The organism is Streptomyces sp. NPDC054866 (assembly GCF_053610745.1).
This window is the reverse complement of record NZ_JBSGZA010000001.1, coordinates 206,601-222,125: the sequence shown is the minus strand read 5'-3', so window position 1 is coordinate 222,125 and position 15,525 is coordinate 206,601. Positions and strand designations below refer to the sequence as shown.

9 protein-coding genes are annotated in these 15,525 nt (G+C 69.6%); 4 read left to right on the top strand and 5 right to left on the bottom strand.

Annotation, left to right across the window (positions count from 1 at the left end):
- Nucleotides 1–187: 187 nt before the first annotated feature.
- The 3 genes from ACWGI2_RS00895 to ACWGI2_RS00885 form a co-directional block, all read right to left on the bottom strand.
- Nucleotides 188–2,314: an AIPR family protein gene (locus tag ACWGI2_RS00895; protein ID WP_453692845.1), complete on the bottom strand. Its 2,127-nt coding sequence runs from the start codon at nucleotides 2,312–2,314 to the stop codon at nucleotides 188–190.
- A 518-nt stretch (nucleotides 2,315–2,832) separates the two neighbouring features.
- Nucleotides 2,833–5,544, bottom strand: a complete 2,712-nt coding sequence (acnA, locus tag ACWGI2_RS00890) for an aconitate hydratase AcnA (protein ID WP_453692843.1) — start codon at nucleotides 5,542–5,544, stop codon at nucleotides 2,833–2,835.
- Nucleotides 5,545–5,802: 258 nt separating this feature from the next.
- Nucleotides 5,803–6,792 carry a LacI family DNA-binding transcriptional regulator gene (locus ACWGI2_RS00885; protein ID WP_453694614.1) on the bottom strand — a complete coding sequence of 330 codons (990 nt, stop codon included), beginning with the start codon at nucleotides 6,790–6,792 and terminating at the stop codon, nucleotides 5,803–5,805.
- A 171-nt stretch (nucleotides 6,793–6,963) separates the two neighbouring features.
- Between ACWGI2_RS00885 and ACWGI2_RS00880 the strand changes: the two genes are divergently transcribed.
- From ACWGI2_RS00880 to ACWGI2_RS00870, 3 genes are all read left to right on the top strand, one after another.
- A complete protein-coding gene (locus ACWGI2_RS00880) occupies nucleotides 6,964–8,844 on the top strand; it encodes an amidohydrolase (RefSeq protein ID WP_453692841.1) in 1,881 nt (626 codons plus the stop codon).
- Between the two features lie 119 nt (nucleotides 8,845–8,963).
- Nucleotides 8,964–10,493, top strand: coding sequence for a helix-turn-helix domain-containing protein (locus tag ACWGI2_RS00875; RefSeq protein WP_453393948.1), 1,530 nt, complete (start codon nucleotides 8,964–8,966; stop codon nucleotides 10,491–10,493).
- 94 nt (nucleotides 10,494–10,587) lie between these two features.
- Complete coding sequence (locus ACWGI2_RS00870) at nucleotides 10,588–11,937, top strand: FG-GAP repeat domain-containing protein (RefSeq protein WP_453692839.1); 1,350 nt, start codon at nucleotides 10,588–10,590, stop codon at nucleotides 11,935–11,937.
- A gap of 23 nt (nucleotides 11,938–11,960) precedes the next feature.
- On the opposite strand, the gene ACWGI2_RS00865 is transcribed toward ACWGI2_RS00870, so the two are convergent.
- The gene (locus ACWGI2_RS00865) at nucleotides 11,961–12,359 is read right to left on the bottom strand and encodes a RidA family protein (protein WP_453692837.1); all 399 of its coding nucleotides are present in this window, start codon (nucleotides 12,357–12,359) and stop codon (nucleotides 11,961–11,963) included.
- A 261-nt stretch (nucleotides 12,360–12,620) separates the two neighbouring features.
- Entirely contained in the window at nucleotides 12,621–13,781 is a 1,161-nt protein-coding gene (locus ACWGI2_RS00860) for an acyl-CoA dehydrogenase family protein (protein ID WP_453692835.1), read from the bottom strand.
- Nucleotides 13,782–13,884: 103 nt separating this feature from the next.
- Between ACWGI2_RS00860 and ACWGI2_RS00855 the strand changes: the two genes are divergently transcribed.
- Nucleotides 13,885–15,525, top strand: a complete 1,641-nt coding sequence (locus ACWGI2_RS00855; RefSeq protein WP_453692833.1) for an AMP-binding protein — start codon at nucleotides 13,885–13,887, stop codon at nucleotides 15,523–15,525.

Here is a 15,525-nt window from a genome sequence, read left to right as displayed (position 1 = left end):
GATCGATCAGCTCGTACCGCCCAGTCGGCCTTGTGATCCTACGGCCGCGGGAACGGCCTGATCTCACGGCGGGCAGCCTACTGCCGGCCGCTGACAGCGCCCACCCGTCATAATCCAAGAAGGAATTCCACACTGAGAAGGTGCCGTATACCGCCGGTGCGCAGGCATCGTGCACCGGGGAAGGCGACTACTCATCGATCTTCTCGTCGCCCATCACAAGCCCCTGCTCGACCCGTACCGCTTCGGCGAGGACGCTCAGAGAGCCCTGGTCGGGGATGTACCAGTGCTCCGGTCCCTGAGCGGCCTGGTCCTTGCCCGAGGCCAGGAAGCGCATGTGCCGGACCAGGCCGCTCGGTGAGTACCACTCCTTGTCCGCCTGCCACTGCAATTGCTTTGCAGCGGAATTCCGCCAGACGGCCAGTCCCCGGGTCGGCTCGGCCGCGAGCCATTCCGTCATCTCGCGCCGCTGCGGCCTGCTGCTCGGGCGAAACTCGAGAATGGTCCCATCCGAAATACGCTTGGCGCTCAGCAGTGTCTTGACCGCGTCGACCTGGCGTCCTCGTGGTTCCTCGCTGTCCGGCACCTGGTACTCCGCGTCCAGACCCGGTGCGGGGGTGCCGGCGGTCATACCCCGCAGGACGGTGCGGACCACTCGCTGGATGCGCTCGGTGTTCCGTACGGCGGCGATGAGGTGGCTGGTGGGGCCGTACTCCTTGTCCGTCGCCTGCAACGACCAGCCGAGAGCGTCATCGACGAGTGCGGGTACCCGGGCGAGTTGCGCGTCCCAGTCGGTCTCGGGCTCCTGGATGGCGCTGGTGCCCAGCTGGCGGTACACGACATGAGTGATCAGCAAGTCGCCGTAGCTCGCCGCGGCCTCGGCGCGCGAACGGAGTCCGTCACGGAGTACGGCCAGACGGTCACGGACCGCGCGGAGCAGCAGGACAGACCGCCAGACCCGGTACGCCTCGGGCGCCAGGCCGAAGATCTCCTCGTAGACGTCCTCGGTCCAGAGGGCGTCGAGGTCACGTTTGGCGAGAGCGGCGTACTCGGCGTTCGGATGCGCCGCTGCGAGCGCCTCAGCGGCCTCGATGATCGAGCATCCGTGCTCGTGGTCGGGTGTGGGCTCGCCGCGTTTGATGACGTAGCTGAGGCGGAGGGAAAGCGCGAACTCGTCGCGGAGGTCGGACTGGCGCTTGTCGAGCGACTTGAAGTCGCGGTCCTCGATGGGGTTCTGCGTGTTGGTGCTTGTGGTGACCTGATCGCCGAAGCCGGGCGGGCAGTTCTCCAGCGAGATCAACCGCACGAGGACTCGTCCCCGGGAAGCCTTTGAGGCGTCGGTCGTGTGTGCCTTGTGGATGGCGCTCACGGTCTGTGCGCCGTTGACCACACTCGCGCCGGTGAGGTGGAACTCTCCCACTCCGCCGGGTACCACCGAGGTGCCGACGGGCTTGACGCTCTCGCACAGCATGGTGATGCCGTTGCTGAAATACCAGAAGTTCTCCGGGTGCTCGAGCAGGGTGTTCCGGATCTTGACGTTCACGTCGGTCAAGTCGAGTGCGTCGCGGATGTTCCGGGCGAACAGTCCGCGGCGGTGCTCGGAGTACAAGGCTGCGATGTCGGCGACGGCCATGGTCCCGTACATGGCCTGGTACGGCATCGCCTCGTGGCCGAACCCTTCGAGCCGTACACGGGTGTCGATCCTGGGGAACGCCGCACTACCGAGGATCTCGCGATGGGCGTCGCGCAGGTCGAGGACCTTGTAGTCGACCATGTCCACGACCTGGTTGTACCTCTTGTCGATGCTGCTCTCCAGCAGATCGCGTACCTCTGTGCTGAGCGGCTCCGTCCGTAGGAGGGCGAGCACCAAGGTGATTTTCGGAGTGCCGGTCGGGGTTTCGAAGGCACGCTCGATCGAGGTGACGTGAGGTTGGAAGCGGCTGTTGAACTTGTGGAAGTCGCGATTCAGGATCCAGTCCAGCCCCTCCAGCATGCCGTGGACGTCGTTCTTGGTGAACTTGGCCCTGCCCTGGTAGTTCCACTTCGCCTGCACCAGCGAGACGCGCGGCTGTGTGCCCCTCAACTCCACAGCGATGGCGTCGAGTCCGCCGTCGTCACGGCCGTCGAACACGGCGCTGGCGGCTACCGAGTCGCTGCTGGGATGCTCGATCAGAGTGGCGAGGGCGGCCAGGCTGCGGCTCAGCCGGGCGTCGGTCCTGTGCTTCTCCGACGGCCAGGACTGATCGTCGAGGGTGATGAGGTCGGTGAAGCGCTCGGTGAGCACCTTCTGGACGTGCCGGACCTGCACCACGCTCATTGCGCCGCTCCTCGTCAAGAGTGTCGATCTCGTCACTCTAACGGGTGGATCCTGCTCTGCTGGATGAGTTACAGATCGTCATGGCGTGGTCGGCAGGACCTGGCGAGCGACACGTCTACACGTCCGCAGAGGGAGGAGGGCAGCAGGGCGGTGACTTCGGGAAGGGATGACCCCTCGCTCGCTGGAGCGATGTCGCCGGGGTTTGTTCTTTCCAGGGCGTGCCCGGGTGTCCGTGTCCCGGACCTGAACGAGATAAGCGAGAGCGTCGCGACGTGCTGGGCGTGGCGGGTCGCCGCGACGACGAGCGGCACACAGCCCAGCAGCACAAGGCCGAGGCGGGCAGTCGCGAGCCAGAGCAACTTGCGTCATTGGACCGTGTACGGACCACTACGCAAGCAGCATGAACAAGCGCCCCGCCAGGCCGAAGCCTGGCGGGGCGCTGGTGCGAGGCTCTGGTGCGACGGCCGTTGGCAGCGGGTCAGCGACCAGATCCTCTGACATCCGAGCCGATCAGCTCATCAACCGACAAGTTGGCGCAGCACGTACTGCATGATGCCGCCGTTGCGGTAGTAGTCAGCCTCACCGGGGGTGTCGATGCGGACGACCGCGTCGAACTCCACGCCCGTGTCGGTCGTGACCTTGACCGTGCTCGGCGTACGGCCCTCGTTCAGCTCGGTCACGCCGGTGAAGGAGAAGGACTCCTCGCCGGTCAGGCCGAGGGACTCGGCGGACAGGCCCTCCGGGAACTGGAGCGGCAGGACGCCCATGCCGATGAGGTTCGAGCGGTGGATGCGCTCGTACGACTCGGCGATGACGGCCTTGACGCCGAGGAGCGCGGTGCCCTTGGCGGCCCAGTCGCGGGACGAGCCCGAGCCGTACTCCTTGCCCGCGAGGATCGCGAGCGGGGTGCCGGCCGCCTGGTAGTTCTGCGAGGCGTCGTAGATGAAGGAGACGGGGCCGTCCTCCTTCGTGAAGTCACGCGTGAAGCCGCCCTCGGTGCCCGGCGCGATCTGGTTGCGCAGGCGGATGTTGGCGAACGTGCCGCGGATCATGACCTCGTGGTTGCCACGGCGCGAGCCGTAGGAGTTGAAGTCGCGGCGCTCGACGCCGTGCTCCGTGAGGTACTTACCGGCCGGGGTGTCGGCCTTGATCGCACCGGCCGGGGAGATGTGGTCGGTGGTGACCGAGTCGCCCAGCTTGGCGAGGACGCGCGCGCCGACGATGTCCTGGACCGGGGTGGTCTCCATCGTCATGCCCTCGAAGTAAGGGGGCTTGCGGACGTAGGTCGACTGCGGGTCCCACTCGAAGGTGTTGCCGGTCGGGATCGACAGGGCCTGCCACTGGGCGTCGCCCGCGAAGACGTCCTGGTAGGACTTGTTGAACATGTCCTCGCCGATGGAGTTGGCGACGACGTCGTTCACCTCGGCCTCGGACGGCCAGATGTCCTTCAGGAAGACGGGGTTGCCGTCCTGGTCCGCGCCGAGCGCGTCCTTGGTGATGTCCACCTTCATCGACCCCGCGATGGCGTACGCGACGACCAGCGGCGGGGAGGCCAGGTAGTTCATCTTGACGTCGGGGTTGATGCGGCCCTCGAAGTTCCGGTTACCGGAGAGGACGGACGTCACGGCCAGGTCGTGCTCGTTGACCGCCTTGGAGACCTCCTCGGGCAGCGGGCCCGAGTTGCCGATGCAGGTGGTGCAGCCGTAGCCGACGAGGTTGAAGCCGACCTTGTCGAGGTAGGGGGTGAGCCCCGCCTTGTCGAAGTAGTCGGTGACGACCTTGGAACCCGGGGCGAGGGTGGTCTTTACCCACGGCTTGCGGGTCAGGCCCTTCTCGACGGCCTTCTTCGCGACGAGCGCGGCGGCGACCATCACGTACGGGTTCGAGGTGTTGGTGCAGGAGGTGATCGCGGCGACGGTGACGGCGCCGTGGTCGATCTCGTACGTCGAGCCGTCGGGGGCGGTGACTGTGGTCGGACGCGTGGGAACGCCGTTCGTGGAGGCCGGGGCGTCGGAGGCCGGGAAGGACTCCTTGCCCGCCTCGTCGTCGTCCTCGACGTAGTTGCGTACGTCGAGCGCGAACTGCTGCGCGGCGTTGGCGAGGACGATGCGGTCCTGCGGGCGCTTGGGACCGGCGATGGAGGGGACGACCGTGGAGAGGTCGAGCTCCAGCTTCTCGGAGAAGTCGGGCTCGGCGGCCGGGTCGAGCCAGAGGCCCTGCTCCTTGGCGTACGCCTCGACGAGCGCGACCTGCTGCTCGTCACGGCCGGTCAGGCGCAGGTACTTCAGCGTCTCGTCGTCGATCGGGAAGATCGCGGCGGTGGAGCCGAACTCCGGCGACATGTTGCCGATGGTGGCGCGGTTGGCGAGGCTCGTGGCCGCCACACCCTCACCGTAGAACTCGACGAACTTGCCGACGACGCCGTGCTTGCGCAGCATCTCGGTGATCGTGAGCACGAGGTCGGTGGCGGTGGTGCCGGCCGGCAGCTCACCGGTCAGCTTGAAGCCGACGACGCGCGGGATGAGCATGGAGACCGGCTGGCCGAGCATCGCGGCCTCGGCCTCGATGCCGCCGACGCCCCAGCCGAGCACACCGAGGCCGTTGACCATGGTGGTGTGCGAGTCGGTGCCGACCAGCGTGTCGGGGTAGGCCTGGCCGTTACGGACCATGACCGTACGGGCCAGCTTCTCGATGTTCACCTGGTGGACGATGCCGGTGCCCGGGGGGACGACCTTGAAGTCGTCGAAGGCGGTCTGGCCCCAGCGCAGGAACTGGTAGCGCTCCTTGTTGCGGCCGTACTCCAGCTCGACGTTCTGGCCGAAGGCGTCCGCCGTGCCGAACTTGTCGGCGATGACGGAGTGGTCGATGACCAGCTCGGCCGGGGAGAGCGGGTTGACCTTGTCCGCGTCGCCGCCGAGCTCCTTGACGGCCTCACGCATCGTGGCGAGGTCCACGACGCAGGGCACGCCGGTGAAGTCCTGCATGATCACGCGAGCCGGCGTGAACTGGATCTCCTGCGAGGGCTGGGCCTGGGAGTCCCAGCCGCCGATCGCGCGGATGTGGTCGGCGGTGATGTTCGCGCCGTCCTCGGTACGGAGCAGGTTCTCAAGGAGGACCTTCAGGCTGTAGGGCAGCCGCGCGGAGCCCTCTACCTTGTCCAGCTTGAAGATCTCGTACGACTCGTCGCCCACGCGCAGCGTGCTGCGGGCGTCGAAGCTGTTCGCCGACACGACAGTCTCCTTCATATATGTGCGCGTTTCCGTCACATCCTGCCGCCACGACTCCTCGTCGATCCGCTAAGGTAAGGCTTAGTTAGGTAACCCTTACCGAGTGGCGGCTTCTGGTGCGCCTCGGCAGATATCTCGATGTCGAGATAACTCTAGTACATGGCCCGGCGTGACGACGAAGTGCGCCCGCTCACAGTCCGGCATGCCCTCCTTCGGGCGTGCCGGCACGTCGTCGGACGAAGGCCACCCGCTCGGCGGGCCTCAGCGTGTCGAGGCACGTACGAGGAGGGCGGCCGGTACGACGACCGGGCCCGGCGTCGGCGCGTCCCCGCCCTCGATCAGGTCGACGAGGAGGCCGACGGCGGCGCGTGCCGTCCGCTCCGGGTCGAGGGTCACCGTGGTCACGGGTGGCTGTGTCACCGCGTACCCGGGGTCCTCGCTCGCACACACCACCCGCAGCTCGTCCGGGACGCGCAGGCCGAGCCGGGCCGCGGCGGCCAGGAGCTGGCGGCCGCCCGGGTCGTACGCCGCGTAGACGGCGTCGGCGCGGTCCGGACCCCGCAACAACGCGTCGAACGCCCGCCCTTGAGCGTCCGCCACGTCGAAGGTCACCACCAGCGGATCGGCGCCGCGCTCCGCGCACCACGCGGCATACGCCTCCGTCACCGCGCGCGCGTAGTGCTCGTCGCCGTCGCCGGACTGGAGGGCGACGCGGCGGGCGCCGGAGGCGGCGAGGTGGTCGAGGACCTCGCGGGTGGTCGCGTCGTGGTCGTTGTCGACCCAGTGGTCGCCGGGGCGGGGGTCGCCCGGTACGCCGTCGAAGACGAGCGGGACGCCACGGGCGCGCAGCGCCTGGACCATCGGGTCACCGCGCGGGCTGTCCATGATCAGCATGCCGTCGACGGCGAGGCTGTGCCACGCGTCGTCCGCAGCGCGGTCGGCGGGCAGCGTGGTGAGGGCGTAGCCGCGCGCGTGGGCCGCGGAGGTCGCCGCGGTGAGGGCGCGGGAGAAGTAGGCGACCTCGGCGTAGTTCCAGGCTCTCGGGTACGTGGTGACGGCTACGCCGAGGGTTCGCGTGCGCGGGGCGGTGCGGGGGGTGGCGTAGCCGAGGGCGGTGGCGGTCTCCCTCACCCTGCGGCGGGTGGCGTCGCCCAGGCGGCCCGTGCCGTTCAGGGCGTGCGAGACCGTCGCGGTCGATACCTCCGCCGCGCGGGCTACGTCGGCGAGGGTTGGCCTTGGCACGCGGCACATCGTACGGATGCGGAATCCGTCGTAGCCAGGGGTTCTGGTTAACGGCTTACTCACGGAGTCTTTGTGCCGCCGCGAGTCGTTGCGCCGCCGCTTCGCGACAGATCTCTCCCACCCTCCCCCTAGCTCTTAAGGAGCAGGGGGGACCCCCATCCCGATTGCCCGGAGTGTCCTATGCCGTCTCCGATACTTCCTCCCCTCTCCCGCCGTGGACTCCTCGCTTCTGCCGGGGCCGCCGGGCTGCTCACCGCCGTAGGGGCGCCCGCTGTTGCCACACCCCGCCGGTCCGCCGCCCTCGTCGTACACAACGCCCGTGTCTTCACCGGCACTCGTAAGCACGACCACGCGCGGGCCGTCGCCGTCGGGCGGGACGGGAAGATTCTTGCCGTCGGGAGCGACTCCTCGCTGAAGCGGTTCATCGGGCGGGACACCGACGTCGTGGACGCGCGGGGCGGCACCCTCATGAGCGGGATTCACGACGGGCACGCCCACCCGATGGGCGCCGCCGACCGTTCACTGAAGCCGTCGCTCGCGCATGCCGAGCAGACCGTCGAGGAGCTGCAAAAGACGCTCACGGGGTTCCTGAAGGACTCCAACGACGAGGAGCCCGGCGGGTGGCTCGTCGTGGAGGACTGGAATCCGGTGGGACTCCTGCCGCACGGGACCGCGCCGCACCACTCGATGCTCGACGCCCTGCCGACCCGGCGGCCCGTCGCCCTGGTCGGCGGCGACGGGCACAACATCTGGGTCAACCAGCGCGCCCTCGACATCGCGGGCATCACCGCGTCCACCCCGGACCCGGCCGGCGGAAAGATCGTCAAGGACGCCGACGGCAAGCCCAGCGGTGTACTCAAGGACGACGCACAGCCCCTGGTGACCCGGCACATCCCCGCGCCGGATCGCGAGCAGCTCGTCGCCGCCGCCGCGAAAACCTTCGCCGAGGCCGCCGCGTCCGGGATCACCACGTTCATGGAAGCGATCGTCGGCAAGAGCGAGCTGAGCGTCTATCAGGCGCTCGCCGAACGCGGCGCTCTGCCACAGCGCATCGTGCCCGCGCTGCGGATCGACTCGGATCTGGCGAAGGACCCGGCGGCGGCCCTCGCATACGCGCGCGGGCTGCGTGCCGACTTCGACGGCGTACGAGGACTCCGCTTCGGCACCGTCAAGGTGTTCCTCGACGGAGTCATCGAGTACCCGGCGCAGACCGCGGCGCTCCTGAAGCCCTATCTCGACAAGGACGGCAGGCCCACCGACCACCGCGGCGACCTGTACGTGTCGGCGGCGGACTACGGCCGGCTGACGGCCGCCTTCAACAAGGCCGGCTGGCAGATGCACGCGCACGCCATCGGCGACCGCGCCGTCCGCACCTCCCTCGACGGGTACGCGTACGCCCTGCGCGCGACGGGAGCGCGTGGCCTGCGCAACACGACCGCCCATCTCCAACTCGTCGACCCCGCCGACCTGCCCCGCTTCGCCCAGCTCGGCGTCATCCCCTGCATGCAGCTCCAGTGGGCCGCCCGCAACACCTGGACGATGGACGCCCTGCTGCCCTACATCGGTGCCGGGCGCCACCGTTGGCAGTACCCGGCGCGCAGCCTGGAGCGGCACGGGGCGCTGCTCTCCGGTGGCTCGGACTGGCCTGTCGATCCGCTCCAGGTGTGGAATCAGGTGCGTACCGCCGTCGACCGGTTCGGGTTCGAGGGCGAGGGCGATCTGTACCGCGACGAGGAAGGTCTCAGCCGCTCGTCCGCCCTGCTCATGCACACCCTCGGGACGGCGCGTCAACTCCGTATGGACCATCTCACCGGGACCGTCGAAACGGGAAAGTCGGCCGATCTGGTGCTGCTCGACCGCGATGTGACGCGGTGTCCGGTGGCTGATATCAGCTCCTCCGAAGTGCGTCTGACGTTGACCGGAGGCACAGTGGTGCATGACGCCGACTCGTCGGCCGGGCGCGCGGCGGCCGCCCGGGTGACGCGCGCGGCGGCCGGGCCGCGGCCCACGGCGCAGGCAGCGGTGCACGGTGGGCGGCACGCCTCGTGCGGATGCGGCTGACCGGGTACGGGCACGTGGCGTACGGACGGCGTACGGGAACTTCCGTACCGAATCGGTCATTTCCCGTATGGCCTACCCCAGCGCATGCGTCATCTCATATCTGAGATAACCTGCGGAACATGGCAGACGATTACCTCGTACGTATCGGCAAGCTCATCCGCGACGCCCGTCAACACAGGGGCTGGACGCAGTCGCAGCTTGCCGAGGCGCTCAGCACAAGTCAGAGCGCCGTGAACCGCATCGAGCGCGGCAACCAGAACATCAGCCTTGAGATGATCGCCCGTATCGGCGAGGCTCTCGACAGTGAAATCGTCTCGCTCGGGTACGCGGGGCCCATGCATCTGCGAGTGGTCGGCAATCGCCGGCTCTCCGGCTCCATCGACGTCAAGACGAGCAAGAACGCCTGCGTGGCGCTGCTCTGTGCCTCCCTGCTCAACAAGGGACGCACGGTGCTGCGCCGCGTGGCGCGCATCGAGGAGGTCTACCGCCTCCTCGAAGTGCTCGGCTCGATCGGCGTCCGCACCCGTTGGATCAACGACGGCGTCGACCTGGAGATCGTGCCGCCGGCCAAGCTCGACATGGAGGCGATCGACTCCGAGGCGGCGATCCGCACCCGCTCGATCATCATGTTCCTGGGTCCGCTGCTGCACCGCATGGACCGCTTCAAGCTGCCGTACGCGGGCGGTTGTGACCTCGGCACCCGCACGATCGAGCCGCACATGATCGCGCTGCGCCGCTTCGGGCTCGACATCGCCGCGACCGAGGGGCTCTACCACGCGGAGGTCGCGCGTGACGTCGTCCCCGACCGCCCGATCGTGCTGACCGAGCGCGGCGACACCGTGACGGAGAACGCCCTGCTCGCCGCGGCGCGCAGCGACTGCACGACCGTCATCCGCAACGCCTCGTCGAACTACATGGTCCAGGACCTGTGCTTCTTCCTGGAGGCGCTCGGTGTCAAGGTCGAGGGCATCGGCACGACGACCCTCACGGTGCACGGCGTCCCGGACATCGACGTCGACGTGGACTACTCGCCCTCCGAGGACCCGGTCGAGGCGATGAGCCTGCTCGCCGCGGCGGTCGTCACGGAGTCCGAACTGACCGTGAACCGCGTCCCGATCGAGTTCCTGGAGATCGAGCTCGCGGTCCTGGAGGAGATGGGTCTCGACCACGACCGCACGGCGGAGTACTTCGCCGACAACGGCCGTACGCGCCTGATCGACCTCACCGTCCGGCCCTCCAAGCTGGAGGCGCCGATCGACAAGATCCACCCGATGCCGTTCCCCGGCCTCAACATCGACAACGTCCCCTTCTTCGCGGCCATCGCGGCGGCGGCGCAGGGCAAGACGCTGATCCACGACTGGGTCTACGACAACCGGGCGATCTATCTGACCGACCTGAACCGCCTCGGCGGACGCCTCCAACTCCTCGACCCGCACCGGGTCCTTGTGGAGGGACCGACCCGCTGGCGCGCCGCCGAGATGATGTGCCCGCCCGCGCTGCGGCCCGCCGTGGTCGTGCTGCTCGCGATGATGGCCGCCGAGGGCACGTCCGTCCTGCGCAACGTGTACGTGATCAACCGTGGCTACGAGGAACTGGCCGAGCGGCTCAACTCCGTGGGCGCGCAGATCGAGACGTTCCGGGACATCTAGAGCGAGCCCGGCTGCCCGGCCGTCCCGCTACGACTGGGCAACGATCACCGGTCGCCCCTGGAGCTGGGCGAGGGCGCGGTGTTGGGGTGGGCGCATGGCAGATCGCACCCCCGTCCCCGGCACGCGCGCCCTCGTCGTGTTCTGTGCCTCGCTGGCCCTGCTCGCGACGGGGTGCGGCGAGCAGGCCGACCACGAGAAGCCGTCGCCGTCGTCCTCGTCCAAGGGCGGCGGCAACCCGGTGTCGACCCCGACCGCTTCGCGTCCCGTGCCCTCGGACGGCAAGGGCTCCAAGGACCCGGACGACATCAACGGCGACGGACACCGCGATCTGCTCGTCCCGCTGCCCTCCCGCAGCCAGACCGAAGACGGTCGTACCGGCGTCGTCTTCGGCTCCGCGAAGGGGCTCGACCCGTCGACGCACGCCGTGTACGACTACGCCGCGGGCACCGTCACCACCGCCGACCTGGACGGCGACGGCTATCCCGACTTCGTCACCATGATCACCGAGAAGGTGCCGGAGGAGGAGTCCAAGAACGGCTGGTACACGGATCGGCAGCGGCCGGTCGTGAACTGGGGTGGTCCGGGCGGGCCGGGGACGGGTGCTGAGGCGACCCGGATCCAGATACCGGCAGGCGGCCCCGGCGTGGATCTGACCGCCCCCGAGCGGGGCGACTTCGACGGGGACGGGCACCACGACATCGCGGCGCTCCGGCAGGACGGTTCCGTGGTCCTGCTGTACGGCCCGTTCACCCGCTCCGGTGCCGCGGCCCGCACCGACACCCGTCCCGGCAGGGGCAGCTGGCTCGCCGCGGACGACATCGATCCGTCGGGCGAGCCGCACGCGACCGGTCTCCTCGTCCACGAGGGCGACGACGGCGAGCAGACGGGCGCGGTCCTCTACCCGGCGCGCGACGGCAGCGGTCTCTCCCGCACCTCCATCAAGCTGCGCGAGGGCAACGCGGTGGCGTTCGGCGACTACGACGGTGACGGCACCGGCGATGTGGCCATCGGCGACAACGGCAGCCGCAACAACGAGCCGGACGCGAGTGTGGAGGGGCCGAAGGTGACCTCGCTCGCGGTCTACCCCGGCAAGGGCGGTGCGCCGACCACGTACAAGATCCCGAAGAGCCGCGAGAACTCCTACTACGGCCCCGGCGACTACGCATCCGCGGACCCGGACGGCGACGGCAAGGACGGCATCCTCGTCGCCACGGACGACGGCGCGCTGCTGATCGACGGCGAGGGCGAGAAGCGGACGAAGATCCTGCGAGGCCGGCAGGCGCGTCCGTACGCCGCCGCCGATTTCGACGCCGACGGCAAGGAGGAGCTGATCCTGGGCTGGAGCCGGAACGGGCAGGACCCCACGCACTGGTGGATCACGGACGGCACGACGCGGCGGGACAAGACGGCGTTCGCCACGACGAGGTTCGCGGGGCGCGGCTGAATCAGTCGAGGACCGCCACCGAGTCAGTCGAGGACCGCCACCCCGTCCAGCTCCACCAGGCACTGCTCGTCCCAGAGGCGGACCGCGCCGATCACGGCCATGGCGGGGTAGTCGCGGCCGACCAACTTTCGCCAGATGCGCCCGAGTTGCGGGGCCTGCTCGCGGTAGTCGGCGACGTCCGTGGCGTAGACGGTGACGCGGGCGAGGTCGGCGGGGGTGCCTCCTGCGTGGCGCAGGGCTGTGAGGAGGTTGGTCAGCGCCTGCTCGAACTGCTCGGGGAGGGTGGTGCCGGTGACTTTGCCTTCGACGTCGAGCGCGGTCTGCCCCGCGAGGAAGACGAGGCGGCTGCCGGTCGCGGTGACGGCGTGGGAGAAGCCGGTGGGTGGGGAGAGGTCGACGGGGTTGAGGCGGTTGAGGGGCATGGGGTTTCTCCTTTGTGTGCGGGTCCGTTGCGCCTGCGGCGGGCTTGTCCCCAACCCCGCCCCTTCCCGAAAACCCGCTCTGGCGCGGGGGCCTTGCGTGCCCTTGATCACCGGCTTCGCCGAGTTCGTCCTCAAACGCCGGACGGGCTGGTAGTTCAGCCCGGCCGGCGTTTGAGGCCATCTTGTCGGGGTCTGGGGCGGAGCTCCAGCCAGGCCCCCGCGCCGAGCGGGTTTTCGGGAAGGGGCGGGGTTGGGGAAAAATCACCCGCTCGGGCCCGAGTACAACTCCTTGGCAATGATGGACCGTTGAACCTCACTCGCCCCCTCATAAATCCGAGGCGCCCGCACCTCCCGGTAGAGGTGCTCAAGCAGATGCCCCCGCTGCAAGGCGCACGCCCCATGCAACTGGACCGCCGCATCCACGACGTACTGCGCCGCCTCAGTAGCCAGCAGCTTCGCCATGGCCGCGCGCCGGGCGATGTCCGGCTCGCCGCGGTCGTACGCCGCAGCCGCCGCATGCACCATGAGGCGGGCCGCCTCCGTCCGGGTGGCCATCTCCGCGACCTGGTGGGCCACCGCCTGGAGATCCTTCAACTTGCCGCCGAACGCGTCCCGTTGAGCGGTATGCGCGAGCGCCGCGTCGAGCGCCGCTGACGCCATACCCACCGCGAAGGCACCGACGCTGGGCCGGAACCGGTTGAGGGTCGTCATGGCGACGCGGAAGCCGCGGTCGACTTCACCGAGGACGTCCTCCCCGGTGACAGTCACGCCGTCAAAGGCGAGGGCGCCGATCGGGTGCGGGGAGAGCATGTCCAGGGGCGTGCCCGTGAGCCCCGCCCGGTCGGCCGGCACGAGGAAGGCGGTGACGCCCCGGGCTCCGGCCCCCGGGGTCGTACGGGCGAAGACGGTGTAGAAGTCGGCTTCGGGAGCGTTCGAGATCCAGCACTTCTCGCCGGTGAGCCGCCAGGCGGACGGACCGTCCGGCGCTGCGCTCAGCGAAAGCGCCGCGGCGTCCGAACCCGCCCCGGGTTCGGATAGCGCGAAGGCGGCGACGGCGTGCCCCGCGCGGGCGGGCGCGAGCCACTGTTCGCGCTGCCGCGCGGAGCCGTACGCGGCGACGGGGTGCGCCCCGAGGCCTTGCAGGGCGAGCGCGGTCTCGGCCTCCGTACAGGCGTAGGCGAGGGACTCGCGCAGGAGGCAGAGACCCAGGGCGCCCGATGTGGCGCCGCCGGTCCTGACGCCCGGCCCCTCCCCCGCGAACAGCCGGTCAAGGAGCCCCAGTTCCCCCAGCGTCTCCACCAGCGGGCGGTTCACGCGGCCCGGCTCACCCTTCTCCGCCAGCGGGCGCAGCCGCTCGTCGGCGAGGGTCCGCAGCTCCGCACACCAGGCGATTTGTTCTGGATTGAGCGAGAATGCCGTCATGACGGGCCCCTCCTCTATCGCGCACCGTTGACTGTCGTCACCATCACGATACGCTCGTTGCGCGAGCTCACCACAAGCCCGAACGGCAAGGGGGCGACCCGCTGTGGACGCCAAGAGTGCACTGCGACTCCACCCATCGGCCCACGTGGACACCTTCGCCCGGGATCATCTCCCGCCGCCGGAGCAGTGGCCCGCGTTCGTCCACGACCGGCCCGAGCTGCATTACGCCGATCGCCTCAACTGCGGCTCCGAGCTCCTGGACCGGACGGTGGAACGGCTCGGCGGCGAGCGGCCCGCGTTCCGCGCGGGCTCCGGCGAGGTGTGGACGTACGGCGAGCTGCGGCGGCACGTCGACCGGATCGCGCACGTCCTGACCGGCGAACTCGGCGTACGGCCCGGGCAGCGCGTCCTGCTGCGCGGCCCCACCACCCCCTGGCTCGCGGCCTGCTGGCTCGCGGTGATGAAGGCGGGCGCCGTCGCGGTCACCGTCCTGGCCCAGCAGCGCCCGAACGAACTGGCCACGATCTGCGAGATCGCCGAGGTCGGCCACGCACTGTGCGACGCCCGAGCCGTGGACGACCTGATCAAGGCCGGGATTCCCGGGCTCGACGTCACCACCTTCGGCGGGGAAGCGGACGACGACCTGCTGGCGCGCGCCGCCCGGCAGCCCGAGGTCTACGAACCCGTCGACACCTCCGCCGACGACGTCGCCCTCATCGCCTTCACGTCCGGCACCACGGGCCGCCCCAAGGGCTGCATGCACTTCCATCGTGACGTGCTCGCCATCGCCGACACCTTCGCGCGCCACGTCCTGAAGCCGGGGCCCGACGACGTGTTCGCGGGCAGCCCTCCGCTCGGTTTCACCTTCGGGCTCGGCGGGCTCGTCATCTTCCCGCTGCGGGTCGGCGCCTCCTCGCTCCTGCTCGAACAGGCGGGCCCCAAGCAGCTGTTGCCCGCCATCGCCGAGCACGGCGTGACGGTGCTCTTCACGGCGCCGACCGCCTACCGCGCCATGCTCGACGAGCTGAGCAAGCCGGACGCGCACGACGTCTCCACGCTGCGGCGGTGCGTCTCCGCGGGCGAGAACCTGCCCGCCGCCACCTGGCAGGCCTGGCACGAGCGCACCGGCCACCGCATCATCAACGGCATCGGCGCGACCGAGCTGCTGCACATCTTCATCTCCGCCGCCGACGAGGCGATCAAGCCCGGCACCACGGGCCGCCCCGTTCCGGGGTGGCACGCGCGCGTGGTCGACGATTCGGGCGCCCCGGTGCCGGACGGCGAGCCCGGCCTGCTCGCCGTGCGCGGCCCTGTCGGCTGCCGGTATCTGGGCGACGAGCGGCAGCTCCAGTACGTACGCCACGGCTGGAACGTCACCGGCGACACCTACGTGCGCGACGCCGACGGCTATTTCACCTACGTGGCCCGCGCGGACGACATGATCATCTCGGCCGGTTACAACATCGCGGGCCCGGAGGTCGAGGAAGCCCTCATGCGCCATCCCGACGTCCTGGAAACCGCCGTCGTGGGGCGCCCCGACGAGCTGCGCGGGCAGACGGTGGTCGCGTACGTCGTCCAGCGCCCCGGCACCGAGCGGGATCCCGACCGGCTGCGCGAGTTCGTGAAGGGTGAGCTGGTGCCGTACAAGTGCCCGCGCGAGATCGTCTATCTGGACGCACTGCCACGCACCGCGACAGGCAAACTGCAACGGTTCCGGCTGCGGGAGCCCGGGCCCGTAGAGTGA

Excerpts from the sequence above, each read along its gene's own strand:
- ACWGI2_RS00895 (WP_453692845.1), bottom strand. The coding sequence starts at position 2,314 with ATGAGCGTGGTGCAGGTCCGGCACGTCCAGAAGGTGCTCACCGAGCGC.
- ACWGI2_RS00885 (WP_453694614.1), bottom strand. The coding sequence starts at position 6,792 with ATGTGCCGCGTGCCAAGGCCAACCCTCGCCGACGTAGCCCGCGCGGCG.
- ACWGI2_RS00880 (WP_453692841.1), top strand. The coding sequence starts at position 6,964 with ATGCCGTCTCCGATACTTCCTCCCCTCTCCCGCCGTGGACTCCTCGCT.
- ACWGI2_RS00875 (WP_453393948.1), top strand. The coding sequence starts at position 8,964 with ATGGCAGACGATTACCTCGTACGTATCGGCAAGCTCATCCGCGACGCC.
- ACWGI2_RS00870 (WP_453692839.1), top strand. The coding sequence starts at position 10,588 with ATGGCAGATCGCACCCCCGTCCCCGGCACGCGCGCCCTCGTCGTGTTC.
- ACWGI2_RS00865 (WP_453692837.1), bottom strand. The coding sequence starts at position 12,359 with ATGCCCCTCAACCGCCTCAACCCCGTCGACCTCTCCCCACCCACCGGC.
- ACWGI2_RS00860 (WP_453692835.1), bottom strand. The coding sequence starts at position 13,781 with ATGACGGCATTCTCGCTCAATCCAGAACAAATCGCCTGGTGTGCGGAG.